This is a genomic window from Euzebya rosea (assembly GCF_003073135.1).
Taxonomy (GTDB): Bacteria; Actinomycetota; Nitriliruptoria; order Euzebyales; family Euzebyaceae; genus Euzebya; species Euzebya rosea.
In genome coordinates this window covers 20,395-46,207 of the sequence record NZ_PGDQ01000002.1, presented here as the reverse complement: position 1 = coordinate 46,207, position 25,813 = coordinate 20,395, and the positions used below count along the sequence as shown (strand labels likewise).

General features: G+C 72.1%; 24 protein-coding genes. 12 read left to right on the top strand and 12 right to left on the bottom strand.

Going from position 1 to position 25,813, the window contains the following annotated elements; all coding sequences use genetic code 11:
- Together CUC05_RS01840 and CUC05_RS01835 are read left to right on the top strand one after the other, a co-directional pair.
- Positions 1-567 carry an NUDIX hydrolase gene (locus CUC05_RS01840; protein ID WP_108664388.1) on the top strand — a complete coding sequence of 189 codons (567 nt, stop codon included), beginning with the start codon at positions 1-3 and terminating at the stop codon, positions 565-567.
- Between the two features lie 267 nt (positions 568-834).
- Positions 835-1,308: a DUF3024 domain-containing protein gene (locus tag CUC05_RS01835; RefSeq protein WP_157965103.1), complete on the top strand. Its 474-nt coding sequence runs from the start codon at positions 835-837 to the stop codon at positions 1,306-1,308.
- An 18-nt stretch (positions 1,309-1,326) separates the two neighbouring features.
- Here CUC05_RS01835 and CUC05_RS01830 read toward each other — a convergent pair whose 3' ends face one another.
- Positions 1,327-2,028 (bottom strand): alpha/beta fold hydrolase, encoded by a 702-nt coding sequence (locus CUC05_RS01830; RefSeq protein WP_157965102.1) that lies wholly within the window; start codon positions 2,026-2,028, stop codon positions 1,327-1,329.
- A gap of 178 nt (positions 2,029-2,206) precedes the next feature.
- On the opposite strand from CUC05_RS01830, the gene CUC05_RS01825 reads away from it, so the two are divergent.
- A complete protein-coding gene (locus tag CUC05_RS01825) occupies positions 2,207-2,842 on the top strand; it encodes a YdcF family protein (RefSeq protein ID WP_157965101.1) in 636 nt (211 codons plus the stop codon).
- Between the two features lie 25 nt (positions 2,843-2,867).
- Here the strand turns inward: CUC05_RS01825 and CUC05_RS01820 are convergent, their stop codons facing one another.
- Positions 2,868-4,415 (bottom strand): flavin-containing monooxygenase, encoded by a 1,548-nt coding sequence (locus tag CUC05_RS01820; RefSeq protein WP_108664384.1) that lies wholly within the window; start codon positions 4,413-4,415, stop codon positions 2,868-2,870.
- An 88-nt stretch (positions 4,416-4,503) separates the two neighbouring features.
- Between CUC05_RS01820 and CUC05_RS01815 the strand changes: the two genes are divergently transcribed.
- On the top strand, positions 4,504-5,358 hold the full coding sequence (locus CUC05_RS01815) for a lipase family protein (RefSeq protein WP_157965100.1): 855 nt from the start codon (positions 4,504-4,506) through the stop codon (positions 5,356-5,358).
- Here the strand turns inward: CUC05_RS01815 and CUC05_RS01810 are convergent.
- Positions 5,343-6,092 carry an inositol monophosphatase family protein gene (locus CUC05_RS01810; protein WP_205712086.1) on the bottom strand — a complete coding sequence of 250 codons (750 nt, stop codon included), beginning with the start codon at positions 6,090-6,092 and terminating at the stop codon, positions 5,343-5,345. The genes CUC05_RS01815 and CUC05_RS01810 overlap by 16 nt on opposite strands.
- Positions 6,093-6,276: 184 nt before the next feature.
- Between CUC05_RS01810 and CUC05_RS01805 the strand changes: the two genes are divergently transcribed.
- Positions 6,277-6,846 carry a GNAT family N-acetyltransferase gene (locus tag CUC05_RS01805; RefSeq protein ID WP_157965099.1) on the top strand — a complete coding sequence of 190 codons (570 nt, stop codon included), beginning with the start codon at positions 6,277-6,279 and terminating at the stop codon, positions 6,844-6,846.
- A gap of 27 nt (positions 6,847-6,873) precedes the next feature.
- On the opposite strand, the gene CUC05_RS01800 is transcribed toward CUC05_RS01805, so the two are convergent.
- The 4 genes from CUC05_RS01800 to CUC05_RS01785 form a co-directional block, all read right to left on the bottom strand.
- Positions 6,874-7,581 (bottom strand): CPBP family intramembrane glutamic endopeptidase, encoded by a 708-nt coding sequence (locus tag CUC05_RS01800; protein ID WP_157965098.1) that lies wholly within the window; start codon positions 7,579-7,581, stop codon positions 6,874-6,876.
- A gap of 47 nt (positions 7,582-7,628) precedes the next feature.
- On the bottom strand, positions 7,629-8,879 hold the full coding sequence (locus tag CUC05_RS01795) for an MFS transporter (RefSeq protein WP_108664381.1): 1,251 nt from the start codon (positions 8,877-8,879) through the stop codon (positions 7,629-7,631).
- Complete coding sequence (locus CUC05_RS01790; RefSeq protein ID WP_108664380.1) at positions 8,876-9,724, bottom strand: acyl-CoA thioesterase; 849 nt, start codon at positions 9,722-9,724, stop codon at positions 8,876-8,878. Before CUC05_RS01790 ends, CUC05_RS01795 begins: the two co-directional genes overlap by 4 nt.
- A 98-nt stretch (positions 9,725-9,822) precedes the next feature.
- Positions 9,823-10,461, bottom strand: a complete 639-nt coding sequence (locus CUC05_RS01785) for a VOC family protein (protein ID WP_108664379.1) — start codon at positions 10,459-10,461, stop codon at positions 9,823-9,825.
- A gap of 38 nt (positions 10,462-10,499) precedes the next feature.
- On the opposite strand from CUC05_RS01785, the gene CUC05_RS01780 reads away from it, so the two are divergent.
- A complete protein-coding gene (locus CUC05_RS01780) occupies positions 10,500-12,620 on the top strand; it encodes a cell wall-binding repeat-containing protein (RefSeq protein ID WP_108664378.1) in 2,121 nt (706 codons plus the stop codon).
- Positions 12,621-12,717: 97 nt separating this feature from the next.
- Here the strand turns inward: CUC05_RS01780 and CUC05_RS01775 are convergent, their stop codons facing one another.
- A complete protein-coding gene (locus CUC05_RS01775; RefSeq protein ID WP_108664377.1) occupies positions 12,718-14,184 on the bottom strand; it encodes an amidase in 1,467 nt (488 codons plus the stop codon).
- Between the two features lie 125 nt (positions 14,185-14,309).
- Between CUC05_RS01775 and CUC05_RS01770 the strand changes: the two genes are divergently transcribed.
- Both CUC05_RS01770 and CUC05_RS01765 read left to right on the top strand, forming a co-directional pair.
- Entirely contained in the window at positions 14,310-15,011 is a 702-nt protein-coding gene (locus CUC05_RS01770) for a hypothetical protein (protein WP_108664376.1), read from the top strand.
- 71 nt (positions 15,012-15,082) lie between these two features.
- On the top strand, positions 15,083-15,493 hold the full coding sequence (locus CUC05_RS01765; protein ID WP_108664375.1) for a CBS domain-containing protein: 411 nt from the start codon (positions 15,083-15,085) through the stop codon (positions 15,491-15,493).
- On the opposite strand, the gene CUC05_RS01760 is transcribed toward CUC05_RS01765, so the two are convergent.
- Positions 15,436-16,386, bottom strand: a complete 951-nt coding sequence (locus CUC05_RS01760; protein ID WP_170127892.1) for a DMT family transporter — start codon at positions 16,384-16,386, stop codon at positions 15,436-15,438. The genes CUC05_RS01765 and CUC05_RS01760 overlap by 58 nt on opposite strands.
- A gap of 193 nt (positions 16,387-16,579) precedes the next feature.
- Positions 16,580-17,035 (bottom strand): SRPBCC family protein, encoded by a 456-nt coding sequence (locus CUC05_RS01755; RefSeq protein WP_157965097.1) that lies wholly within the window; start codon positions 17,033-17,035, stop codon positions 16,580-16,582.
- A 140-nt stretch (positions 17,036-17,175) separates the two neighbouring features.
- Between CUC05_RS01755 and CUC05_RS01750 the strand changes: the two genes are divergently transcribed.
- Positions 17,176-20,328, top strand: coding sequence for a hypothetical protein (locus CUC05_RS01750; protein ID WP_108664372.1), 3,153 nt, complete (start codon positions 17,176-17,178; stop codon positions 20,326-20,328).
- A gap of 36 nt (positions 20,329-20,364) precedes the next feature.
- Positions 20,365-21,297, top strand: a complete 933-nt coding sequence (locus tag CUC05_RS01745; protein WP_108664371.1) for a hypothetical protein — start codon at positions 20,365-20,367, stop codon at positions 21,295-21,297.
- Positions 21,298-21,311: 14 nt separating this feature from the next.
- Here CUC05_RS01745 and CUC05_RS01740 read toward each other — a convergent pair whose 3' ends face one another.
- Positions 21,312-22,319 carry an NAD(P)H-dependent glycerol-3-phosphate dehydrogenase gene (locus CUC05_RS01740; RefSeq protein WP_108664370.1) on the bottom strand — a complete coding sequence of 336 codons (1,008 nt, stop codon included), beginning with the start codon at positions 22,317-22,319 and terminating at the stop codon, positions 21,312-21,314.
- Positions 22,320-22,782: 463 nt separating this feature from the next.
- On the bottom strand, positions 22,783-23,532 hold the full coding sequence (locus tag CUC05_RS01735) for a transposase family protein (protein WP_170127891.1): 750 nt from the start codon (positions 23,530-23,532) through the stop codon (positions 22,783-22,785).
- A gap of 91 nt (positions 23,533-23,623) precedes the next feature.
- Here CUC05_RS01735 and CUC05_RS01730 point away from each other — a divergent pair, with 91 nt between their 5' ends.
- Positions 23,624-25,549, top strand: coding sequence for a transposase (locus CUC05_RS01730; RefSeq protein ID WP_157965096.1), 1,926 nt, complete (start codon positions 23,624-23,626; stop codon positions 25,547-25,549).
- A gap of 44 nt (positions 25,550-25,593) precedes the next feature.
- Entirely contained in the window at positions 25,594-25,806 is a 213-nt protein-coding gene (locus CUC05_RS24395) for a hypothetical protein (RefSeq protein WP_157965095.1), read from the top strand.
- The last annotated feature ends 7 nt before the right edge of the window (positions 25,807-25,813 follow it).

Genomic DNA, 25,813 nt, shown 5'->3' with positions numbered 1-25,813 from the left:
ATGTCCTCCTGGACGGCGGCGGGGCTGGAGGTCCTCCGCGCTCGCCTGGTGGAGGAGGTCGGTGAGCTGTCCCCGGTGGACGATCGCGAGGCCCGGTCCATCGAGGAGGTCCTGCACGGCCTGCGGACGTTGCCGCAGCCGCTCGACATCGACGCCGACCCCACGCACGTCACCGGATCGGCCATCGTGCTGTCCGAACGAGGGGTGGTGCTGCTGAAGCACAAGCGGCTGGGGATCTGGCTGCAGCCCGGTGGCCACGTCGATCCCGGGGAGGACCCCGCGGCCGCCGCCGTCCGGGAGGCAACGGAGGAGACGGGGTTGGCCGTCAGCCACCCCGACGGCGGCCCCCGGCTGGTCCACGTCGACGCCCACGACGGCGGGCGGGGCCACCGACACCTCGACCTGCGCTACCTGGTGCACGCGCCCCCGGACGATCCGGCGCCGCCGCCGGAGGAGTCACAGGACGTGGCGTGGTTCGGCTGGGACGCCGCCATCGACCGAGCTGACGCAGGGCTGAAGGGCGCCCTCGTGAGACTACGCAGCGTGAACGGTTCCCCTGATACATGAAATGCAGGGTCAGCCATGTCACTGTTGGTCATGGACGCGACGAGGGCTGTCCGTCATGCTGAACCGACGATGTCGGGTCGCGAACGAACGAGGGCCGAGGATGACCTCCACGTCACCCTCGATATCGCCACGCCCCGATCGACGACCAGGCCGAGGGATCCGCTGGACGACCTGACGACGAACTCGACGGTTCGGTTGGCGCGTCGTGCGGACCGGCTGCGGCGTCGTGACGTGTCCCGGTTCGAACGCCTGGCGCAGGACCACGACGTGGCCCCCCGACGTCTGCGGCTGCTGGCCGATGCCTGGGCCGAGGCCGGACGACAGGGCATCGAAGCGCTCGGGCCGGCCATCCCGGTGGACCAGGGGCTGATGGAACGGGCCGGCGACGTGATCGAGACATGGCGTCGCCGACACTTCCCCCTCGACGCGTTGCAGGTCGACGTCTGGCGCAACCGCCTGACCGTCTGGTGGATGCGACCGACCGACGATCCGACCGGGTCGCTGGACCCCCACCCGCTGATGCAGCTCCGGCGGACCGCTGACGGCCGGTGGCACCTCTACCGCCGTGCAGTGCAGGGCGAGTGGTGGCCGGTCGTGGTTCGCGGCCGTCGGCACCGCCAGTCGCTGTCGGCGTGCCTCGACGCGGTCAGGGCCGACACACTCCACCACTTCTGGGGCGCCCAGGGACCACCCGACGACCTGGCCGTGGGCGACGGCATGCCCGACTGGCCGTTGGGCTGACCCTCGCGGGCGTGCCGGTCAGCTCGCGCCGAGCTTCACGGTCCATTCGCTGATGACGTCGGCCACCTCGACGCAGACCTCGTCCTCGGTCCTGCCGTCGGACTTGCGGACCCGGTAGGAGTGGTCGGCGCCGGCGACCACGTGCAGCGTCGCCAGACCATCGGGCATCTCGGCGTCCAGCTGCTGCCTGAGGCGGTCCAGCGGGGCCATGGAGTCGCGGTCACCGCTGAGCAGCAGGATCGGCGCGGTCAACGATGGCCAGTGGGCGACCCGCAGCTTCTCGGGCTTGCCCGGCGGGTGCAGCGGATAGGCGAGGCAGGCCACCCCGTCGACGCCGAGCGACTCGGCGTCGACCGCCACCATGCTCGCGATCCGGCCACCCATCGAGCGGCCGCCGATCACGAAGGGCCGGTCGGCACCGAGCAGCGGGCGCAGCGCGGCGATGACGTCGCGCCACGCCTGCTCCAGCCGAGGGGCAGGGTCGGGTCGGCGACCCCCCTTCTCGGTGTAGGCGAAGTTGAACAGCGCGACGGCGTGGCCGCGTGCCACGAGGTCCGCTGCGTGGCGCTGCATCAGCCGGTGGCTCATGTCGGTGCCGGCACCGTGGGCCAGCACAATCGCGGCTGCGGCCGGATCGCTCCCCTCCCAGACCTGGGCGGTCGTGGACTCCACCGACTGGGGCGGGGTCAGCGGGACGGTGACGATGCGCGGATCGGGCACGGGAGACCTTCTCGTGTCGGGTGGCTGTCGTGTCGTGGGGCTGTCGTGTCGGGGGGCTGTCGTGTCCGGTGGCTGTCGTGTCCGGCGGCTGCGCGTCGGGGTGGCTGGGCAGCCGGGTGGCTCGGCCGAAAGGGACTGTTGCCCCGGGGCCCGGAGGGTAGCGTCGGTGGACGAACCGATGACCCGCCTGTCGATGCCCGTGCGCGTGCTGGTCTGGGTGCTCGTGACCGTCCTGCTCTACGCCACGCTCACGTTCGCCCAGGTCGCGATCACGGCTGTCCGGGACCAGGCCGAGCCGTCCGACGCGATCCTCGTCCTCGGTGCTGCGCAGTACCAGGGCCAGCCGTCCCCCGTCTTCGCTGCCCGCCTCGACCATGCGGCGGCCCTGTACGCGGCGGGACTTGCCCCCGTCGTGGTGGTGACCGGCGGCCGCCAGCCGGGCGACACGTTGTCGGAGGCCAACGCCGCCGACGCCTACCTCCAGGCACGGGGGGTGCCGGACACGGCCCTGCGGCTGGAGGTCGACGGGCGCACGTCGTACGAATCGCTCGCCGCCTCGGCCCGGTTCATGCGGGCCGAGGGGATCACCGACGTGATCCTGGTCTCCGACGGATGGCACCTGCAGCGCAGCGCCGAGATCGCCCGGTCGGTCGGCCTGGACCCGCATCCCTCCCCAGCGGAGGGGTCGCCGTACGGCACCGCGTCGGCGCTGCAGCAGATGGTCCGGGAGACCGCCGGGCTGGCCGTCGGCCGGCTGATCGGCTTCCGCCGGCTGGACAACCTGGCGACGGCGTCGATCATCCCCGGGATCTGACGCCCGGTTCGTGCCCTCTGCCCGGTCAGCCCGTCGGGGTCGCTGCGGTCCAGCGGTAGTCGTCGAGGTCGAAGGTCCGCGCACGCAGCCCCGCCATCGGTGTCGGTGACAGCCTGGCGATCGCCGCCTCGCCCTGCTCGTTGAAGTAGTAGCTGTTGGCCCGTCCGCAGTCGCCGCTGGAGAACAGGCTGCGTGCCGCGCTGCGACGCATCCGGTCGACGTAGCGCGCTTCGGCGTCGGCGGTGGCCTCGAAGACCCGGGTGCCCGTGCGGCGCAGGTGCCCCATGACCCGCGAGAGGTGGGCCATCTGCGCCTCGACGGTGAAGAAGTACGACAGCCCCGAGTAGGTGTAGGGCGCGGGGAGGTAGAAGAGGTTCGGGTACCCGTGGACGGTGATGCCCTCGTAGGAGGTGAAGCGAGTGGTACGCCACTGTGTCCCGAGCTCGCGACCGTCGCGGCCGTGGACGGGGAACGGCGGGTAGTTCCCCTCCTCCATCAGGCGGAAGCCCGTGGCCAGGACCAGCACGTCGGCCGGGTGGTGGACGCCGTCGACCGTGGTGATGCCGTCAGCGGTGATCCGCTGGATGCCGTCGGTGACCAGGTCGACGTGATCCTCACCGAAGCAGGGGTAGTAGTCGTTGGAGAACGTGGGACGCTTGCAGCCGAACTCGTAGTCCGGCGTCAGCTTCCTGCGCAGCTCGGGGTCGCGAACCTGCCGGCGGATGTGGGCACGGCCGAGCCGTTCGGCGATCGCGGTGAGGGCCGGGGCGTCGCGGTGGAACAGCACCGACAGGCTGAGCAGCTCCAGCAGGCCGCTGTTGGTGTGGCGGGCCAGGCGTTGCACGAGCGGGAGGTGGCGGAACACCGCCCGCAGCGGGCGTGGGATGGGACCGTCGACCTTCGGGACGCACCAGATGGGCGTTCGCTGGTAGACGTCGAGGTGGGCCGCCCGGGCCGTCAGCTCGGGGACGAGCTGCACCGACGTCGCCCCCGTCCCGATGATCGCGACGCGGCGGCCGTCGATCTCGACGTCGTCGTCCCAACGTGCGGTGTGCATGACGTCGCCCGCGAAGTCGTCGAGGCCCGGGAGGTCGGGGACCTTGAGGTGGGACAGGAACCCGGTCGCCATCACGAGGTAGCGGCACGTCAGGCCGGGACGGCCGTCGATGTCGACGTGCCATCGCTGTCCCTCCTCCTCCCAGCGGACCCCGGTGACATCGGTCGACAGTCGGAGGTGGCGGCGGAGGTCGTGGTCGTCGGCGATCCGGTTGGCGTAGGCCCGCAGCTCCTCCCCCGGCGCGAACACCCGCGACCACGACGGGTTGGGCGCGAAGCTGTAGGAGTAGGTGACCGACGCGATGTCGACGGCCAGCCCCGGGTAGCGGTTGACGTGCCAGGTGCCGCCCACCCCGTCCTCGCGGTCGACGATCACGAAGTCCTCGATGCCGTCGCGGCGCAGCTGGATCGCGATGCCCATGCCGCCGAAGCCGGCCCCGACGACCACGACCTGGTGGTCGACGGCGGCAGGATCGTCCTGGGTTCGCGACGGCGTGGGACGCACGGCAACGTTCATGCCATGGAATGATGGCACATGTCGCCGTGCGGGTCGTGGAGATGGCGGGTTTGTGCCTCCTCGGGGACGTTTCCTACCCTCCGAGGGCATGGCCAGTCGCCCCGCCCCCACCGCCGACGAGCTCCACACCCGCCTCGACGGTCGCCGCCTGTCCGAGCTGGACGACCTGACGAGGTCCCTGGCGATGGCCGAGCTGTCGATGATCGCCTACCTCGACGGCCACGACGCCGACGAACCGGCAGAGGTCATGGGGTTCGCCGACATCGAGTTCATCGACCGCGACGGTGCGCAGGCCACGGTGTTCCTGAGCGAGCACGACCGGGTGGTCGCCTGCCGCGGGACCGAACCGCAGGAGTGGAACGACATCCGGGCCGACGCCAACGCCCTGACCGACCTGGCCGAAACCGTCGGCCGGGTGCACCGGGGCTTCAAGCGCGAGGTCGACGACCTGTGGCCGCTGGTCAAGGACCACCTCGTCGAGGACGGGCGTGACGTCTGGTTCACCGGCCACTCCCTCGGTGGGGCGATGGCCATGATCTGCGCCGGCCGCTGCGAGCTGGACGACATCCCGATCCACCCGGTCCAGGTCGTCACGTTCGGCGCGCCCCGGGTGGGCACCAAGCGCTACGTCACCCACGCCGACCTCGACATCCTGCGGTGGGTCAACAACAACGACGTCGTGGCGCGGGTGCCCCCGATGTGGATGGGCTACCAGCACGCCGGCAAGCTGCGGTACCTCGACGCCGACGGGGTCCTGCGGAAGCTGTCGCGCAAGGCCATCGCCGAGGACCGCTGGCGTGGGTTCGTCGAGGGGCTCAAGCGCGGACGGGTCGACAACCTGCAGGACCACCTGATCCTCGACTACGTGGCCCACATCGCGGCCAACCTCGAGCGGCAGGACCTGACGTCCCCCCAGCGCGAGCGGGATCAGTCCGCGAAGTAGTCCAGCAGGGCGTCGTGCAGGTGCCCGTTGCTCGCCAGCGCCGAGCTGTCGCGTGCGCTGGTCCCGCCGTCGAGGCTGGAGAACCGGCCGCCGGCCTCGGCCATGATGACCGGCAGGGGGGCGAGGTCCCACACGGCCGCCTCGGGGTCGACCATCGCCTCGACCCGGCCGGTCGCCACGAGGGAGTAGCCGTACCCGTCACCCCAGGTGCGCATCGTGAACGGTGAGGTCGCCGCCCGCTCGCGGAGGTGGTCCGGCCACCACTCGAACCCGCTGGTCATGACGTAGGCCCGTGCGAGGTCGGTGGTCCGGCTGACCCGGGCGGGGGCGTCGCGGTGGAAGCACCCCGCGCCCCGGCCGGCGACGGTGATCTCGTCCAGCGCCGGGGCGGCGATCAGCCCGACGAGCGGCCCGTCGGCGTCGTCGCAGGCGATCAGGGTGGTGAAGAGGGGAACCCCGTGCACGAAGGACTTGGTGCCGTCGATGGGGTCGAGGAACCACGTCCGGCCGCTCGTGCCGGGGACGTCGTCGTGCTCCTCCCCCACGATGGCGTCGTCGGGGAACGCCGACGTGATCCGTTCGCGGAGCACCGTCTCGGCGGCCCGGTCGGCCACGGTGACGGGTGAGTCGTCGGCCTTGTGGTCCACCGCCAGCCCGCTGTCGCGGTAATGGCGGAGGATCACCCGGCCGGCATCACGGGCGATGTCGACGGCGAACTCCATGAGGTCCTGCACGGCGCCGACGATAACCGTCCCCCCGCCGCGCCGGCGAACGGGCTCGAGGTGTGTCGTCGAAACGGCCACCCGTCGTCGTTGGGCGACACACCTCGGGGTAGCGAGGCCGACCCCGCCCCCGGTGTGTCGTCGAAACGGCCACCCGTCGTCGTTGGGCGACACACCTCGGGTAGCGTGGCCGGCGATGCAGCCGAGCACGTTGGTCGTCCGCCCCGTCCGCCCCGAGGAGTACGTCGAGACCGGCCGGATCGTCCTGGCCGCCTACGACGCCGCCGGCCGGATAGAAGGGCCCTACCGGCTGCGCATCGAGGACACCGCCGCGCGGGTGGAGGCGGGGTCGGAGGTGTGGGTAGCCGTCGACGGTGAGCGCGTCCTCGGCAGCGTCACCTTCACCGATGCCGGCGACCCCAACCTCGAGGACGACACCCACGGCGACTGCGGGTTCCGCATGCTCGGCGTCGACCCGGCCGCCCAGGGCCTCGGGGTGGGCCGGACGCTGGTCCAGCGGTGCATCGACACCGCGACCGCCCGTGGCCGCAAGCGGCTGTCGATCTACTCGATGGTCTGGATGCCGGCGGCGCACGCGATGTACGAGCGCATGGGCTTCACCCGACGGCGCGACCGCGACGTGCTGTTCCCCGCAGGGGTGGGGTTGGCGTTCCAGCGCAACCTGGTGCCCGACGCCGACGCGTGGTTCCCGCCGGAGGGGCTGCCCGCCGAGCCGCCGCCCTGGTACCTCGACGTCCTCGGTTGACCCCCGCGGACCGGCCCGACCGCGCGATCAGGTCGGCGGGAAGAGGATCATCAGGCAGGTCCACAGGACGTGGGCGATGATCGTCGCGCCGACCGACCGGGTGACCAGCAGCAGGCTGCCCCACACGAGCCCGCCGAGCGCCGCCGCGGCGATCAGCGCGAGCTTGAGGGTGGCGACGTGGAACAGCGCGTACCCGGCCGTCGAGACGACCACCAACGCGAACCCCCGCCGCTTGCGACCCAGGCCGTCGGGCAGGTTGGGCCGCACCCGGTCGGCGACCATGGTGGTGAAGGCGCCGCGCCAGAAGACCTCCTCCAACCCCGCGGTCAGCACGCCGCCGAGCAGCAGCTGACCCCAGACCGGCAGGGTGCCGGTCCGTTGGTAGACCTCCAGCGCCGTCTCGGTGAAGGCCGGGAGGATCTGCGAAGCCAGGCCGAACAGCAGGTGGCCGACGGCGAAGTGCACCAACGCCACGACGACGGCCAGGCCGGCGATCGGCCACGTCACCGCGAAGGACGGCTCGGGTTCGTCGTTGGCCCGTCGCACCCAGAAACCCGTCAGACCGGTTACCACCCCGCCGGCGACGACGACCGGGAAGAACGGCAGGCCGGTCAGGTTGAACGCCAACCCCCAGATGATCGACAGGCCGACGAAGGCGACCGCGAGGCGGACGCCCTGGCGGTCGAGCCGATGGTCGTGGTGACGGTCGTGCTGTGGACTGCGAACGGTGGACACGATCCTCCTGTGTACCCCCAGCGGCACGTCTGACACGGGGGCGGGGGTCAGGCCGGGGTGGTCGACGGGCCTCCATCGGGTGACGGGGACGACGACTCCGACGACACCAGGCGGGCCAGACGCTGCATGGCGATCACGCCGACGACCGGGCCGGGCACGAGGATGGCGAAGGCGAGCCACCACGACGTGGCGTCGCGCACCAGGGGGACCAGCCAGATGGTGATGACCGTCAGGGTGAACCCGACCGCGAGCTGCATGGTGACCGCGGTGCCGACGTAGCGCTGATCGGCGTGTTCGGTCACCAGCGCGGAGAACTGCGCGGAGTCCGCCACCACCCAGAACCCCCAGACGAGCCCGGCGACGAGGACCACGGGCCACGGCGCCTCGACCAGCGCGCCGACCACGAGCGCCATCGTCCCGCTGATCCCCATGGCGATCGACGTCGACGTCGTGCGCGAGAAGCGGTCACCGAGGACCCCGCCGACCCAGCTGCCGATCGCCCCCATGCCGATGACGACGAAGGTGACCAGGGCGGCGCCGCGGGTGTCGCCGTCGAGCACGTCGGTGAAGAAGACCGCGAACCACGCCCACATGGCGTACAGCTCGAACATGTGGCCGAAGTACCCGATCGACGCCAGCCGGACCTTCCGGTCGGTGAAGACCAGCCCCAGCTTCGACGGATCGAACGGCGTGGAGGGGAACGGGAACGGCCCGTCGTCGGTCCCGAGCTCGGCCAGCAGTCCCCCGGCCACGGTCAGGGCGCTGGTGACGATGATCAGCAGCCGCCAGTCGACCCCGCCGACGGAGTTGACGAGGTGTGGCAGGGCCGAGCCGAGGGTCAGGGCGCCGACCATCACGCCGAGCGCCGTGCCGCGCTGCTGGCGGAACCACGTCGACATCGACTTCAGGCTGGGCCCGTAGACCCCCGACAACGACGCCCCGACCAGGAAGCGCAGGACGAGGGCCGGACCGAACGACCCCGCGGCGAGCAGGCCGAGGTTGGCCGCTGCGGCCCCGAGGGTGCCCAGCAGGACCAGGCGGCGGGCACGGATCAGGTCCGCGAGGTTGGTCGCCGCCGTCGCGACCGCCCCGGCGACGAAGCCGAGCTGTACCGCGATGGTCAGCAACGACCCCTGGGCGGCGCTGATGCCGAGGTCCTGGCGGAGCTGCGGCAGGACCGCGGCGGCGGAGAACCAGGTCGCCATCGACAGGATCATGGCAAGGGAGAGGATCGCCAGCGCACGCCAGCGACCCGGCGGGTCCGTGGTCGCGACCGGCGCCGTCGCAGGTGTCGTCATGCCTTCGGCCTGGTCAGACCCTCCTGGACGACGGAGGCGACCATCCGTCCGTCCTGGGTGAAGACCTGGCCACGGGAGAAGCCGCGGGCGCCCGACGCCGACGGGGACTGCATGTCGTACAGCATCCACTCGTCGGCCCGGAACGGACGGTGGAACCACATGGCGTGGTCGAGGGAGGCCAGCCGGACCCTGTCGGGGCCGCCGGGGAACAACCCGTGCGGGGTGATGGACGCCCCGAGCAGCGACACGTCGCTCATGTAGGTCAGCACGCAGGCGTGGAGGTGTGGTTCGTCGGGGAAGGTGTCCAGCGACCGGATCCACGCCTGCAGCCGACCCGTGCGCTCGGCGGCGGCCTCGTTGGGCAGCTTGACGTAGCGCATGTCCATCGACGCCCACTCCGGGTGGGGCGGCTGCCAGTCCACGCCGTAGCGCTTCAGCTGGTCGGGCAGGTTCTCCAGCTCGTCAGGCGAGGGCACGTCCGGCATCGACTCGGCGTGCTCCGGCCCCTCCTCGTGCACCTGGAAGGACGCCGAGAGGTGGAAGATCGCCTTGCCCTGCTGGGTGGCGACGACCCGCCTGGTCGAGAACGACCGTCCGTCCCGGATGCGGTCGACGGTGTAGATGATGTTGTGCTTCGGCGACCCCGGGCGCAGGAAGTAGGCGTGCAGCGAGTGGACGCTGCGTTCCTCCTGCACGGTGCGGACGGCGGCCACGAGGGACTGGGCGGCGACGTGTCCGCCGAAGGTCCGCTGCACGTCGGTGTTCGGCGCGGTGCCGCGGAACAGGTCCACGTCCAGGGTCTCGATGTCCAGCAGCTGCAGCAACGTCGACGCCGTGTTCTCCATGGGCCAGAGTGTCGCAGGCCGTGCCATCCGTGACAGCCATGCCGCCACCCGGCCCCGGCCAGCCGTCGACGAGCTCGACGCCGTCGGGCCCGGTCCTGTCAGGTGCGGGGCGACATCAGGGCGAGCGGCACGCTGATGCCGAGCCGGTCGCCGCGGACGGTCGCGATCCGTCGTCCGGGCTGCACGGCGTCCCTGGGTTGCCCGATGTGGTCGGGGCCGAGCAGGCCGACGGCGGCGTCGAGGTCGTCGACCGTGACCGCCAGCCCCCAGAACCGGGCCGGGCGGTCATCGGGGCGCGGGTCGGACGGGGCCATGACCTCCAGCACCGTGCGACCGCCCTTGGTGGGCACGACCAGGAAGCGCATGGTTCGGTCGAGGGTCGGGTGGGCGGCGCTGCGCCGGACCGACCAGCCCAGCGACGCCAGCGCGGCGGTCGTCCGGTCCGGTGCGGGGGTGCCGATGACGAGGTGGTCCAGCGCCGTGGCGGTGTTGGCGTGGGCCGGCTGCCCCGCCAGCAGGTCGTCGCCGCCTGCCGGGGCCGGCCGGACCGGCAGCCCGTCGACGGGCTCGGCCGCCGGGTCCAGCGACCAGCCGACAACGCCACCCTCGCCGTCTGCCCCGAGCACGACGGCCAACCCGCCGAGGTGCACGACGCCCGCAGAGACGGTGAACCCGGCCCGTTGCCAGGCCAGCGGCTCGTCGGCGACATGGACGGCGGTGAGGGTGGTCGACAGCATGGCGCGATTCTGGCATCACGATCAGCAACAATGCGCTGATGCGAGCCGCCTCCACCCTGCTGTCCGTCCTCCTCGTGGTCCTCGTGGTGGTGACCGCCACCCCCGACGGCGCCGTCACTGCCCAGGAGGGTGCCACCCGTGTGCCGCTGGCGGACTGGACGCCGCTGCCTGCCGCAGGACAGGCCGACGTGAGCGCCGAGGCGCGGGCGTTGCGTGCCGAGCTGCTTGGCCCCGAGGCGCTGGACCCCGAACGGGTGACGATGCACTGGTTCGGGGTCTCGGGGTTCGTGCTGACCTACCGCGGCCACCTGCTGCTGCTCGACGCGTGGGAGATCATCGGCGCCACCAACGACTACGCCCCGATCGGCCGGGAGGAGCTGGCGGCGCTGGAGCCCGAGGCGATCCTCATCGGACACGGCCACTTCGACCACGCCGCCGACGCCGGCTACGTCGCCGGGCGGACGGGCGCCCCGATCGTCGGCAGCGAGGAGATCTGCGACAACGCCGAGGCCGACGCGACCGCCGAGGGCAACACGATCACCTGCGTGATCACCGGCACGGCCGACAGCCCCGCCCCGGGCACGGCCCAGTCGTTGCGGCTGTTCGCCGACACCGAGCCGATCACGGTGCTGCAGCACATCCACTCCGCCGCCACCCCGCCGGGACCCGACAACCAGCCCGACCCACAGGTGCCGGTGTTCGACCCGGCGCCCTACATCGAACACTTCGCCGACGACCCCGAGGAGCTGGCCCGGTTCGTCGCGTCGCAGTCCGACGCGCAGGGCGGCACGTGGATGTACCACTTCGTGGCCGGCGACTTCACGCTGCTGTGGGGCAACTCCTCGGGCCCGATCTTCACCGACCCGGCCGTCGGCGAGGCCCTCGGCGCCTTCCCCGGCTGCGTGGACGTGATGTCCAACGCCATACTCGGCTTCGACCAGGTGGTCTCGGGCCTCCAGGACCCCCGCCTGTACGTCGAGGCGGTCCAGCCCAAGGTCTACCTCCCCCAGCACGGCGACGCGTGGGCCCCGGTCATCTCCGCCGGCCAGGCCCAGTACGTCCCGCTGTGGAAGGTCGAGAACGAGGAGCTGGGGATCGGCCAGCCGGCGACCCGCTTCCTGGTCGACCCCGACGAGTACATGGTCCCGGTGGTCTTCGACATCGACGATCCGCTGTGGGACGACGAGACGCCCGGCAGCACCTGTGCGAGCCAGCGCATCGACCGTCGGTGGGGTGCGGAGCGCCACGGCACGGCCGTCCGGCTGTCCCAGGCACGCTTCGCACCGGGCGCGGAGGAGGTGTGGCTGGCCACCGGCGAGTCCTTCAGCGACGCGCTGGCCGCGGTGCCGGCCGCCGCCCTGACCGCATCCCCCGTGCTGACCGTGCGGCCCGACGGCATCCCCGCCGTCGTCGCCGACGAGCTGCATCGCCTTCGCCCCTCCCGGATCGTGATCGTCGGTGACGACACGGTGATCGGCACGCAGGTGGAGGAGCAGCTGGCGGCGCTCGGCGTCGCGGCCGAGGACATCGAACGCGTCGGCAGCGGCGACGCCTACCAACGAGCGGCGGCGGTCAGCGCCGCACGGTTCGACGCCGCCACCACCGTCGTGGTGACCACCGGCGAACGGTTCCCCGACGCCCTCGCCGCCGGTCCCCTCGCGGCGGCCCGGCAGGCCCCCCTGCTGCTGACCGAAGCCGGCACCCTGCCCGACGCGACCGCCGAGGAGCTCCGACGGCTGGCCGACGGCACGGGCCTTCCGGGCGGCGAGCCGCTGTCGGTGGTCATCGTGGGCGGGACCGCTGCGGTCGACGACGCGGTGGCCGACGCCATCGCCGCCATCACCGGTGGGCCCGTCACCCGGGTGGCCGGCCCCGACCGGACGACCACCGCGGCGGCGGTCGCGGCGCTGGAGGACTTCGACGCGGCACCGACGGTGTACGTGGCCCGCAGCGACGACTTCCCCGACGCCGTGGTCGCCGGTGCGCCGGCCGCCGTCGACGGGGCGCCGGTGCTGCTGGTGGGCCGGGACACGCTGCCGGACGCAAGCCGTTCGGCGCTGGGCCGAGCCAGCGCTGCCGCGTGGGCTGTCGTGGCCGGCGGCGACACCGTCATCGGCCCGGACGTCCGCCAGCAGGTCAGCGACGCGCTGCCCGACTGATGGCACAGCGCGGCTGATCGCACAGCGCGGCTGATCGCACAGCGCGGCTGATCGTGCTGCGCGGCTGACCCTCGTGGTCCGGGACCGTCCCCCGGGATCAGCCGAGCGGCACGTTGAACCCTGCCGACGCCTCGAGGGCGAAGGCGAGCTCGAGCAGGGTCCGGTCGTCGCCGTGCGCGGCACCGAGGTGCACGCCGATCGGCAGGCCGGACCGGCTGCGCGCCATCGGCAGCGACACCGCAGGCGCGCCGGAGACGTTCCAGGCCGGCGTGTAGGGGACGAACCGCTCGACCCGCTCCCGGTGGGTCTCGAACGGCAGCTCGACCGACAGCCAGCCGAGCTCGGGTGGCAGCGTGCCGAGCGTCGGGCTGAGGACGACGTGGTAGCGCTCGGTGAACGCGGCGTACCGGTGGCGGAACGCCCGCAGCCGGCGGATCGCGAGGGGCAACCGGGGCAGGTTGCGACGGAAGTGTGCGGCCAGCCCCTGCGTCCACGGGTCCAGCAGGCCGGGCCGGAACGCCCGGCCCACCCTGGCGTACCCGCTGGCCGTCAGCCCCTGCGCCAGCGCGCCCCAGTAGAGGAGGAAGTCCTCGGTCAACGAAGCCGGGAACGGCAGGGCGACGGGTTCGACCCGGTGGCCGAGCGCCTCCAGCGCCGACCCGGTTCGTTCGACGGCCTCGGTGACCTCCGGGTCGACCGGGCCGGTGAGGGACTCGGTGATCATCGCGACGCGACGCATGGCACCCATGCCCGGTCCGTCCACGCCGGCGATCGAGGGCATCGCGGGGTTCCGGAAGGTTCGTTCGGCCGCGGCCATGAACGCGGCGGTGTCACGGACCGAGCGGCTGACCACGCCGTGGGAGACGACCTTGACGGGCAGGCCGCGCATGTCCTCGTCCTCCACCAGCCGTCCGTAGGTCGGCTTCAGGCCGACCAGGCCGGCGCAGGCCGCGGGGATGCGGATGGATCCGCCGCCGTCGACGGCGTGGGCGATCGGCAGCGCCCGGGCGGCCACCAGCGCGGCCGCACCCGAGGAGGACCCGCCGACGGTGTGGTCGGGATCCCAGGGGTTGCGGGTCGGCACGAAGCCCAGCCCCTCCCCCGTGGGGGTCATGCCGAACTCGGGTGCGGCGGACTTCCCCAGCGCGATCAGGCCCGTGTCGACGAACTGCCGGACGGGGGCGTCGGTCCGTCGTGACAGGTGCCCGCCGGCCGCGCGGCTGCCGAAGGTCGTCGGCATGCCAGCGAGCTGGTCGAGGTCCTTGACGGCGGTCGGCACGCCGTGCAGCGGCCGGTCGGTGTCGCCGGACCGCTGGCGGCGGGCCAGCACCTCGTGGGCTCGGTCCCCGTCGAGGTGGAACAACCCACCGATGTGTGCGTCGACGGCGTCGACCCGCGCCAGCGCCGCGTCGAGCACCTCCGCGGCCGTGACCTCGCCGGCGCCCACCCGCGACGCGGTCTCCACGGCATCCCAGCCCGCCATCGGCCCGTCGGCGACGATCCGTGGACGGGCATCGGAAGCGGATGCGGGGGCTGGGGCAGCGGTGGGGGCGGCGTCGCTCATGTGCCCGGGAACGCTACTCGCCCGCCGCGGGGGCGGGTGAGCGTACCGACCGCCTCGTCGGTGCGGCCGATGGTCACCCCCCCGCGAGGAGCCGAACCGGCACCGACGCGCTACAACTCCGTGCCATGGCCAACGCTCCCCTCGTGCCGCCGGACCTCGACGAGGTCCGCCGGCTTCTCCGTCCCCAGATCTCCGCCATCCCGCAGATCCTCGCCGACTGGCCCCGTGGTGAGGGGCCGCTGGCCGATGTGCCGCTGCTCGACCCGGGCATGCTCAGCCCCCGGGTCTTCGAGCAGCTGGCGGGCACGGTTCGCGTGGCCTCGGCAACCCCGTCGCTCGTGACCGTGGCCGGCCTGCTGGAGATCCCCACGGGCGGCCTGCTGGTCACCGCGATGGTGCTGTGCCCCGCGGACCTCTCCACGCCTCCCGACGTGACGGGCAGCCGTCGGACGCTCGCGGAGGAGGGGGCCCGGTCCGACCAGGTGCTGGTCGAGGTCGCCGCGTTGCTCAGCCCGGTCGAGGACGGCCAGGGCCCTGCCGCTGGCGTCGGGATCGTGCGCCCGCTCGTCATGGCCGACCCCTCGGCGTTCCCCCACCCCGAGGACCCGACCGCCTACGGCGTGGAGCTGCGCGAGACGGCACGCACGGCTGTTGAGGAGGACATCGAGGTCGTCAGCGACCTCGGCGGCCGTCCGATGGACCCCCTGCCCGTGGACCTCGCGCGCATCTGGAGCCCCATCTTCTCGGTGGCCAGGGCAGCGACGGCCGGGCTGGCCGCACGGGGTGCCGGTGCGACGGAGGGCGACGAGACGGTCGCGGGCGACTAGGCTGCCCGTCACCCGGCCCTGCCCCTGAACTGGACCCGGGACGCAACCACCCCTCGGGGGGAGCACAACCGATGCCATCGATCGACCAGGACCGCCGTCTCGAGCAGCCGGTCGCCCGCTGCATGTCAGAGACGTTCATCACCCTGCCGGCGTCCTCGACGCTGTGCGAGGCCGCGAAGGCCATGCGGGACCGCCACATCGGCCTGCTGCTGCTGACCGACGGCGACGAGCTCGTCGGCGTGTTCTCCGAGCGCGACCTCGTCCGCTCGCTGGCCGACGGCGACCGGCCCGACGAGGTGCACCTGGCCGACCGTGCCCGGGGTGACATCATCACCGTCAACGCATCCGCCAGCCTGCAGGACGGCATCAACGCGATGGCCAAGCGCGGCATCCGCCACCTCGTCGTCGTCGGCGACGACGACGGTCAGCCGGTGGGGGTCCTCAGCGCCCGCGACGTGCTCAGCGAGATCGCGGTCGTCTGACCCGACGGCACACCGGCCCCCTCCCGGGCCTCGCGCTGCAACGCCCTGCCGTCGCGTGACAGCACCGCACCCGCGGCACCGACGACGACGACGAGCCCGCCGGCCGCGTGCACCCAGCCGAGCGGTTCGCCCAGCACCAGCAGCGCCAGCACACCCGACAATGCCGGCTGGGCCAGCCGCATGACGGGCGGGATGTTGGCCGGCACCCAGCGCAGCGGCCACGTCATCACGAAGTGGCCCAGCGCCCCGGGGCCCGCCGCGACGCCGAAGGCCAGGAGCAGGTCGGTGCGCGTCGCGCTGCCGACGTCGACGCCGGCCACCGCCACGAAGGCCCCGACCAGCAGCACCCCGACGGTCATCACCCCGGCGAGGAAGGGCAGCACGTCCACGTGCTCGCGTCCCCGCTTGGACGACAGGAAGAAGCCGGCGAAGCAGACGACGTTGGCGATCGCCATCGCCATGCCGAGGGGGTTGCCCGTCGGGCCGGACGCCTGCACCGCAAGCCAGGCACCACCACCGATCGCCAGGGCGGACCAGGCGAAGAACCGGGGGCCCGGCCGTTCGCGGAACATCCACCATGCGCCCAGGGCCGTGGCGACCGGGGCGAGGGCGTTCATCAGCGAGACGTCCACGACGCTGGTCAGCTTCACGGCCGTCATGAACAGCAGCTGGTGGACCCCGAAGCAGACGCCGGCGATGGCGGTCCACCGGCGCCCCTCCCCGCCCGGCAGCACGGGGACGCGTCGTCGCCGCGAGCTGCCCACGGCCAGCGCGGCCAGCAGGCCCGCACCGATGAGCAGTCGCCAGAAGGAGAACGCCGGCCCGGACAACGACGAGGCCTGCAGCATGATCGGCCCGGTCGAGTACAGCACGACACCGCTGGCGATGAGCACCAGCGGGAACCGCTGCGCGAACCCGGCGACGCGGTCGCTGGGGGCGACTGGTCGGCGAGTGGTGGCGAGCGGCGGGTCTGCGGCACCGGTCCGGTGCGGGTCTGCGGCGATGCCGCCACGGTAGGCGGCACCCTGGCCGTCTCCGACAGCCGGGCCTGTACCGAGGGGAACCCCGGTGGGAGTCGAACCGGGGTCAGGACTCCAGGACGTCGACCAGCCGGTCGTAGTCGGCACGGATGGACCGCCGGACCATCCACGCCAGCGGGCCCGACGCCAGCCCGAAGAAGCGGCCGGGCTCGCCCGTCACGACCGTCCGTACCCGACATCGCCCGTCATCGACCGGCTCCACCGATCGCCGGAAGGTGATCGGGAACCCGCCGGCCACCCCTCCCTCGTCGACCCCGAGCGTGCGGGCGGCGATGACCTGCCCGTCCACGTACTCGGTGACCTCGAAGGTCGAGCGGACGTCCCGCGACAGGAACCGGGCGTGCTGCTGGTACCGCGACCCGACGGTGATCGGCGGTTCGTCGCCCAGCCAGGCGCACTCGACCATGCCCTTCTGCCACCGCGGGTTGTTCGTCGCGTCGGCCACGAAGGCGAACGCCGTGGCCGCGGGTACCGCCATTTCCACCGTTGCGCTGGTCTCCACGAGCCCATCCTCTCGTGTTCCACGCGCGGGCGGCGCGCGGCTCGTGACGGATCACGAGCAGGTGTGGAGATCCTCCAGCAGGAACGCGGGTTCCGGACCCCGAACCCAGCCGGTAGCCGCCACGTCCAGGAGCCGACCTGATGACCGCACGTTTCCTTCGCCTCGCCCTCGCCGCACTGCTCGTCACGAGCCTCGCGACCACCGCCAGCGCCACCGCCGGGCTGACCGGCACGACCGCCGCGTCGGTCGACCCGATCGTTGCCGCCGACCTGCTGCTGGCCGACGCGCTGCAGGACGGCGTCAGCCGGGCGGGTGTCGCCTCGGTGGACACCTCCTGGCACATGGGCGCCTCCGGCGGGCAGTTCGCCGACACCGCCGCGCCGGTCAGCCCCGAGTTCGTGGACCCGCACGCCCACGCCGTCCGCAAGGAGCCGACCGAGGAGCTCGGGTCGCGCATCCTGACCCGGGCGCTGGTCGTGCAGGGGGCCGACGGCGAACGCGTGGCGGTGGTCGCCAACGACCTGTACCTGCCCAACGACCTGCTGAACCGCCGGGTCGGCCAGCTGCTGCAGCTGCACGATGCCGAGGTCACCGCCGGCCTGAAGGACGGCCCGCTCGTCGGGCTGACCGACGAACAGGTCGCGGTCACCGTCAGCCACAACCACAACTCGGCCTTCTACTCCTCCCCCTCGTGGGGCGTGTGGATCTTCCAGGACGTCGTCGACATCCGCTTCTTCGACTACATGGCCGAGCGCATGGCGCAGGCGGTCATCGAGGCGACCGCAGCCCTCCGGCCGGTCCGCATGGGGGCCGTCACCATCCCCTTCAACGAGATCCAGGCGCACACCTACGGCCCCAAGGTCGGCTACGACGGCACCCCGGCCGGCCAGCCCTACAGCCACACCACCGGGCAGCTGTCGGTCGTGCGGTTCGACGACATCACCGACCCCGCCCACCCCGACCCGTACGCCGCGTGGGTGATCCTCGGCCTCCACCCCGAGTGGACGTGGGGCTACGACGTCTTCAACGGTGACGTGACCCACGCGGCCATGCGCGTCATCGACCGCGAGCTCGGGGTCACGAGCGTCATGTCGCAGCGCGAGACCGGGTCCTCGGGCCCCGAGAAGGCGCTGCGCGTGCACGAAGCTGCCGAACGGCGCGAGTTCCAGGACAACGGCTTCGCAGGCCTCGACCACGCCGCGCGGCTGTGGGCCGACCGCGTCACCATGGCCTTCGACGCCCTCGACGCCCGGACGCCCGTCGTCGGCTTCGACCCGGTCGCCCAGCCCCTCCACCTGCCCGCCGACGCCATCGAGCCCATCGCGATGGTGCCCTTCACCACCGGGTTCGACGTCGCCTCGGCCAGCCAGCGCTTCGCCCCGCCGGGCTCCCGACCGGTCCCCGGCGTCTCCAACTGCAACACCGACCAGCTGTTCCACGGCAACGTGCAGGCGCCGGTCCTGGGCTTCCCCGACTGCGAGAACGGTGGCCTGGACGAGCACACCCGACCGATCGCGGACACCCTCGGACTGCCGGCGGTGTACGACCAGCTGAAGGCCGCCGGGGTCCCGATCCCCGACAGCTACACCGCCACGACGCTCGGCGGGGTGGAGGAGACCGCCGCCGTGCACGTCATGGCCATGCGGATCGGTGACCTCGGGGTGACGTTCTGCCCCTGCGAGCAGTTCACCGACACGGCGCTGAACGTGCAGACCCGGCTGGACGACATCGCCGACAACGTGTGGATCGGGTGGGACTGGGAGGCGCTGGGGACCCCCGACGGCCACCCGGACCCCGGACGCGACTGGTGCGTCCCGACGCCCGGCGCGGAGGGGATGACGACCTGCGCCAACCCGCAGGACCCGACCGCCGACCTCGAGCCGGTCCCGACCGCGATGGTCGAGCGGATGCGGGCACAGATCCGCAACGACGCCGACGGGTGGGAGGCCGATGTGGCGAGCGTCTTCGGCGAGTCCGAGGCCGTGGATCCCGCCGCCATCTTCGGCAACTTCACCCATGACGAGGTGGACCCGTCCGAGGGGTACCCGATGGTGGTCAGCGTCGGCATGGCCAACGACTACTTCGGCTACGTGCCCAACTACCGCGAGATGCGGGCCCACGACCACTACCGCAAGGCGCTGAACGGCCTTGGCCTGCACGGGGCGGACTTCCTGGCCAACCGCATGGTGGCGCTGGGGCACCAGCTGAACGGTGGCCCCGTCGTCCAGCTGTCCCCGCAGGACCTGGCCTACCAGGCCGAGTCCGGCCGGGCCCTGGCCCTGTCCACCACGCTGGGCACCATCGCCGACGCCCACGAGCGGGCCTACGCCGCGTCCCTGCCTGCCGACGGCGGCACGCCGTCGATCGTGGCGCAGCCCGAGGACATCCAGCGGTTCGATGCCGCGCACGTCAGCTGGGTCGGTGGCTCCAACTACACCGACATGCCGCTGGTCACCGTCCAGCGACAGGCGGCCGACGGGTCCTGGACGACCGTCGGCGACATGCACGGCGAGGTGCAGATGCGGCTGGACTTCCCCACGCCCGCGGACCTCCCGGCCGTCGAGGCAGGGACGTTCGAATGGGTCTGGACCGCCCAGTACGAGGCCTTCGTGCACGGCGGCGGCAGCCCCCGGCTGGGCTACGACACCACGATCCCGCTGCCCGAGGTCGATGGCACCCGTGTCACCGCCACGCCGACGGGGACCTACCGCTTCACCGTCACCGGTGAGCGGCGGACCGGTCCGGGTGACGCCGTCGAGCCCTACGCGCTGACCTCCGAGCCGTTCACCGTCAGCCCGTGGACCGGCATCACCGCCGACACGGCGGCCGACGGCGAGGACGTGGTCGTGACCGTCGGGCCGACCACCGTCGTCGGCTACGACGACGGTGGTGCGGGCACCACCACCTACACCTTCGGTCCGATCGACTACCCGAACAGCTACGACTCGCCGATGGACTACGTCCAGCTGACCGACGTCGACGGGCGCGACACCTCCGCCGCCGACGGCCGGGTCCGCTTCACCTACCGCAGCGGCACCGCCGACGACCAGTTCTACTGTCCGTTCTGCAGCTTCCGGCTGTGGGCCGACACCGGTGTGGCCGAGGCCGTGTCGGTCACGGTCACCACGATCGACGGCACGGTCCGCACGGTCCCGGCGACCCGGACCACCGACGGCCAGTGGCGAGCCGAGGGTGTCCTCGCCGACGGCGCGACCGCACGGGTCGCGGCCGGTGGGGTCACCGACGCCTGGGGCAACACCAACGGCGCCCCCAGCGAACCGGTCGGCGGCTGAGCCACCGGGCGGGGACGGTGCAGTACGGTCCACCCGATGGTCGATCGCCCGTCCCTGCCGACCCCCTCACCGATGGTCATCGGCACGGTTGTCGCCGTGCTGGTCATCGTCGTGGTGACGGTGTGGGCGGCGGGCAGCGGCGCCCGGGGCGACATCGACGCGGCCGTGGACCGGGCCGACGCGGCCGACGCGCTGGCAGCAGAGCTGCGGGGTGACCTGGCCGACCTGCGCGGCGACCTGCAGGACCGCGCCGGCGAGATCGACCGCCTCGAGGACGAGCTCGAGGCGCTGACCTCGGAGCTGGCGGACGCACGGGCCTCGGGGTCGGAGGCCGCGGACGCCGCAGACGCGGCCGAGGCCGCGCAGGCCGATGCCAGCGAGGACGCCGCCGCGGCGACCAGCCTCGCGGAGGTCACCACCGCCGTCGCGGAGACCGACGACGTCGACCTCGCCCTGCACATCACCGACGTCGTCGACGGCAACGTCCTGGTCGGGTTCGACCTGCGGGAGATGCTGGCGGACGGTCCCGACGCCGGACGGGCGATCCAGGTCCGCCTCGCCGGCACCGACGCGCCTTCTCCGGGCGACTGCCGACACACCCAGTCCACCGCCCTCACCGAGGCGTGGCTCGAGGCGACCGGGGGTGACGTGCTCCTGCGCCGCCCCGCCGACGCCCCCGAGACCGACGCGCTGGGGCGGCGCCTGGCGGAGGTGCTGGCGTTGACCAACCCCGACTCGTCGCTGAACGTCACCCTGACCGTGGCCGGGGAAGCCATCCTGGACGACGACCAGGTCGACGACGACCCGTTCCTGACCGAGCGGCTGCGCGTGGCCCAGGCGTCGGCCGAGGGCACCGGTGTGGGGGTGTGGGGGTGCACGGAGAGCGCGTTGCTGGGGACCGCCCCCGCGCCGACGACGTCGCCCAGCGCCTCGCCGTCGGCCAGCCCCGACCCGACCCCGTCGGGCTGACCGGCCTCGACGCCTCAGCCGGCGTCGTGCTCGCTGCCCGGCCGCAGCCGGACGAGTCCGCGGTAGGCCTGCAGGGCGGTGCGACCCTCGTTGCAGACCGCGTCGACCTCCCGGCAGATCGGGACCTCGACACCGTGCTCGTGCGCGAGCTCCACCACGCTGCGGGCGGTCTTGACGCCCTCGGCGACCTGGCCGAGCACCTCGACCGCCTCCTCGATGGTGCGCCCCTTGGCCAGCTCCTCGCCCACCCGCCGGTTGCGGGACCGCGGCGACATGCACGTGGCGATCAGGTCACCGAGCCCGGTCAGCCCGCTGAAGGTCGCGGGGTCGGCGCCCATCGCAAGGCCCAGCCGGGTGATCTCGGCGAGCCCGCGGGAGATGACCAGCGCGCTGGTGTTGACCCCGACGCCCAGGCCGTCGGCCATCCCCGCGGCGATCGCGATGATGTTCTTCAGCACGCCCCCGAGCTCGCAGCCGAGCACGTCGGTGTTGGTGTAGACGCGGAACCGTACCGAGGAGAACAGCGGCTGCAGGGACGCGGCGATGTCGGGGTCGGGGGTGGCGATGACGGCGGCCGCCGCCTTGCCCTCCAGGATCTCCCCCGCGATGTTCGGCCCGGCGAGCAGCCCGACCGGGTGGCCGGGCAGGCACTCGCTGATCACGTCCGTCGGCCGCATCCGCGTCGACTGCTCCAGGCCCTTTGCAAGCGACAGCACCGGGATCCACGGACGGACGTGCGGGGCCGCGGCCTCCAGGGTCTCGCGGATGCCCTGCGTGGGCACGCCCACGACGAGGACGTCGGCCCGGGCGACCGCCTCGTCCAGGTCAGCGGTGGCCTCCAGGGACGCTGGCAGCCGATGGTCCCCCAGGTACCGGCTGTTGGTCTGTCGGGTGCTGATCTCCTCGGCGACCTCCGGCCGACGCGACCACAGCAACGTCGGGGTGTTGCCGCTGACCAACGACGCCACCGTCGTGCCCCAGGAGCCGCTCCCCAGGATGGTCACGTTGATGGGTCTGGTCATGTCGGTGTCCCCGTCCGTCGGCTCCGCTGCGTCGGAGAAGCGCTGCGTCGGGGGAGTCTAAGAGATGTCCCGTAATCGCGTCCGTCAGCCATCCGATATGGCCGGCTATCAGATGGCACTTCTCCCGACGGGACTGGGGCTACCTCCCTGCCTGAAGAGGGGCCACCGGGAGAACCCGAGGACCCTCGGGTGCTTGAGCGGTAGGGTGCACCATGATCCTATGGGGAGCGCTTCTCGGCGTCGTCGTGATGCGGGCCGCCTATCCATGTGGCGGATTCTGCGTAATCACCTCTGGCATCGTTGCGGCCCTGGCGGGCGGCCTGATCGGCAGCATTCTCCAACACGTCATGCAGGGACACCGGTAAGGAGGGGCGGGGCCGGATGGCGTCTTCCCGCCGTTGGGCTCGGACCGACCGCATCCCCGTCGACGAGTGGGCGCGTCCGCCTGATAGCCCCGGATACCTCATGGATGCGCCGTGAGGATGCGGAGGTTGTGGAGGTAGGCGACCGCTTGGAGGGTGTCGGGCAGGTGTCGGCCGCGTCGGCGGTGGTCACGCAGCACCTGCCAGTCCTTGAGTCGGGCGATGCAGTGCTCGGCGCGTGCTCGGCGTCGGCGGTGGCGTCGCCAGGCGGCATCTCGGACGATCCGGCCGCCTGCGAACGCCGGCGTGTGGAGTTCGGTGATGCCGCGGTAGCCGCCGTCGGCGTACACCCGACCGTGCTCGACGCAGCGCTGCTGTAGGCCGGAGCCCCGAAAGTGGATGGCGTCGTTGCGGTGACCCGGCCCACCACCATGCACTGCCACGACCAGAAGGTCTGCACGACGGCTGAGGATCTGGGCGTTCGTGGAGTATCGGTAGTTCTTCGACCTGCCCGCCGTCGTCTTGTCGCGGGTCGGGATCAGGGTGCCGTCGACCGTCCAGCTGAACCGACGGTCAGCATCCACAGTGCTTCCGAGCAGTCCGGCCAACCTGGGCGTGAGGTCGGTGATGATTCGGTGGGCTTGGGACTTGGAGATCCCGAACACGGCGGCGAGCTGTCGGACGGTCAAGCTGGTCCGCAACGCCGCACAGCACAGCACGATCCGTGCTGGCAACGGCAGCGCCCACGGGCGTCCCTGCCGGGCAGGTTCTGTGAGTTCACCGGCGATGTGGTGGATGTGGGGGACGGTGAGGCCGGTCAGCACGACCAGCCGTCGGACCGTTGGTGTCATACCCCTGTCGTACGTTTGTTCTGTGACATCGGACGTGCCACGGCGGCGTGGGAAGACCCGGTCCCCGGAGGGGAACTGGTCTGCCACCGGGATGCCGAAAGCCACCATCCGCTTGGCCCTGGACACCACCGACCCCGTCCAGCGCCGCCGGGTCGAGAAGCTGTTCAGTGCCTGTTTCCAGCTTCGGCGGGCGGTGCAGTCCGACGCCCGACACCGGATCGACGCCTACTGGGCCGCCCGCCACGAACGGGCCACCGACAGGGACGGTCCGAAGCAGGTCCGTGAGCGGGTGGGCCTGTCCAAGAAGGGCCTCGAAGCGGCAGCCAAAGCCCACCTGGACGCCGCCCCGCACCTGCTGCATTGGTCGTCCAAGGCCCTGGGACTCCACCTCGCCGACACCGTGTGGGAACCCACGTCTCGGCATCTGTTCGGCGACAGCTCAGGCAAGCGCGCCGGCCGGCCGCGGATCGCCTCGTGGTGGGACTTCCGGCGGGTCCCCGGCCGTTCCCGTTCCCGCACCGCGAAGGGCAACAAGTGGGAGACCTTCCGGCTCCACGGCACACTCGACGCCACCAAAGACACGATGGGCAGGCAGGCAGCCGGCTGGCGGCATCACCAGCCCATCCCCTCACCGTCAGCACCCAGCCATGTGGACTCATGGTGGGCCTACGACGGCCCACTCATGGTGGTGATGGCAGGCGTCGGCGACGGTGATCTGGTCCTGCCCGTCCGACTCCCGCCCGCACCCTCCGCCCAGGCCCACCTGGATCACTTCCTCATGGACCCGTCGGTGTGGCACAAGATCGACCTCGTGAGGCACCGCGACCCGCATGTTGCCGGCGGCTGGTCCTACGAGGCCCACCTGCTCTGCCTGGTCGACCCCTACGTCAGCCAGTCAACGATCGACCGACGGGCGAGGGTGCCGGTGGGCCGTCGGGCGGGCGGTGACGTCAACGTGTCGAACATCAGCGTCGCATCCCACACCGACGGGACCGACCTTCGTGTGATGACCGTAGAGCGGACGGCCGACCAGAAGGAACGGGAGCAGCAGCGGCGGGTGAAGGAACGCCGCCGTCAGAAGGCGTTGGACCGCAGCCGACGCAACAGCAACCCCGACCAGTATCACCTGTCCAAGCGGCAGGAGAGGGCTGCGCAACGGCGAGCCGACAACGGTCTCCCCGCCAAGACCCAGTTCCCGAAGGGGCCACGCAGGGCACGCTCCGACGGCAAGCCACAGCAGGCGTACCGCAAGGACCAGCTCTCCAACTCCTACCGGCAGAACCGGGCCGCAGCGGCCAAGGAGGCACGGGCTGCCGCGATCGCTCGTCGTGACACTGCCCGTCAGGTCGCCGGTGAGCTGGTCGCCATCCATGGGGCCGACCTGACCATCGAGCACGGCTCCCTTACCGCATGGGCCAAGGCGTGGGGCCGTGCCGTCCACGCGTTCACACCGGGCCTGCTCATCGCTGCCATCGAAGCTGTGATCGCCGCGGTCGCCACCGACAAGACGGTGAAGCGCGCAGGCACCCGCCACACTGCCCTCAGCCAGCATTGCCTGTGCGGCCGACGGGCGAAGAAGCCGCTGTCCCAACGCGTCCACCTGTGCGTTGAATGCGGCCTCATCGGCGGCCGTGACGCCGTGTCCGCCGTCCTCGCCGCATGTGTGGACATGGTCGATCCCGACCAGCCGACGACCGCGACGGTCGACTACGGCCTCGCTGGCCGGCTGGCGGCCGACCCGGCGACGATCCCCACCCTCCGCAAGACCTTGGGTGTGCAAGAGCACCCGGAGGCGTCAACCGACCCACCCAACCCCGGCCTCCTGCCGGGTGAGGGTGACCCGGCCACCAGCCTCACGGCTGGTTCTGCGCCCCGAACGGGAACGGTCCCGACCCCAACCCCCAATGAGACGGCCGCTGGCGCGGCCGACCACGTGGGAGCGAGGTCGATGACGAACCCGAATGCCCCACCCGACGACCGCCGCCTCGCGGCCGCCGGATTACGGGACATCTCTTAGGAGATGAGGTGTCGGGCGACGGGGGTCCGGGGCATGATCGCACCATGTCGGACGAGGAATCCTGGTACTGGTGTTTCACCCACGACCGGCCGGAGCACGGCAACGTGTGCCGTGCGATGGACCGGTTCGGCCCCTATCCCTCCGAGCAGGCCGCACGCGAATGGAAGGAGTCGCGCGACGCCCGCGAGGAGAAGTGGGAGGCCGAGGACGAACGATGGGAGGCGTGGCCGGACGACAAGCGGGACAACAACCCCTAGCCTCCGA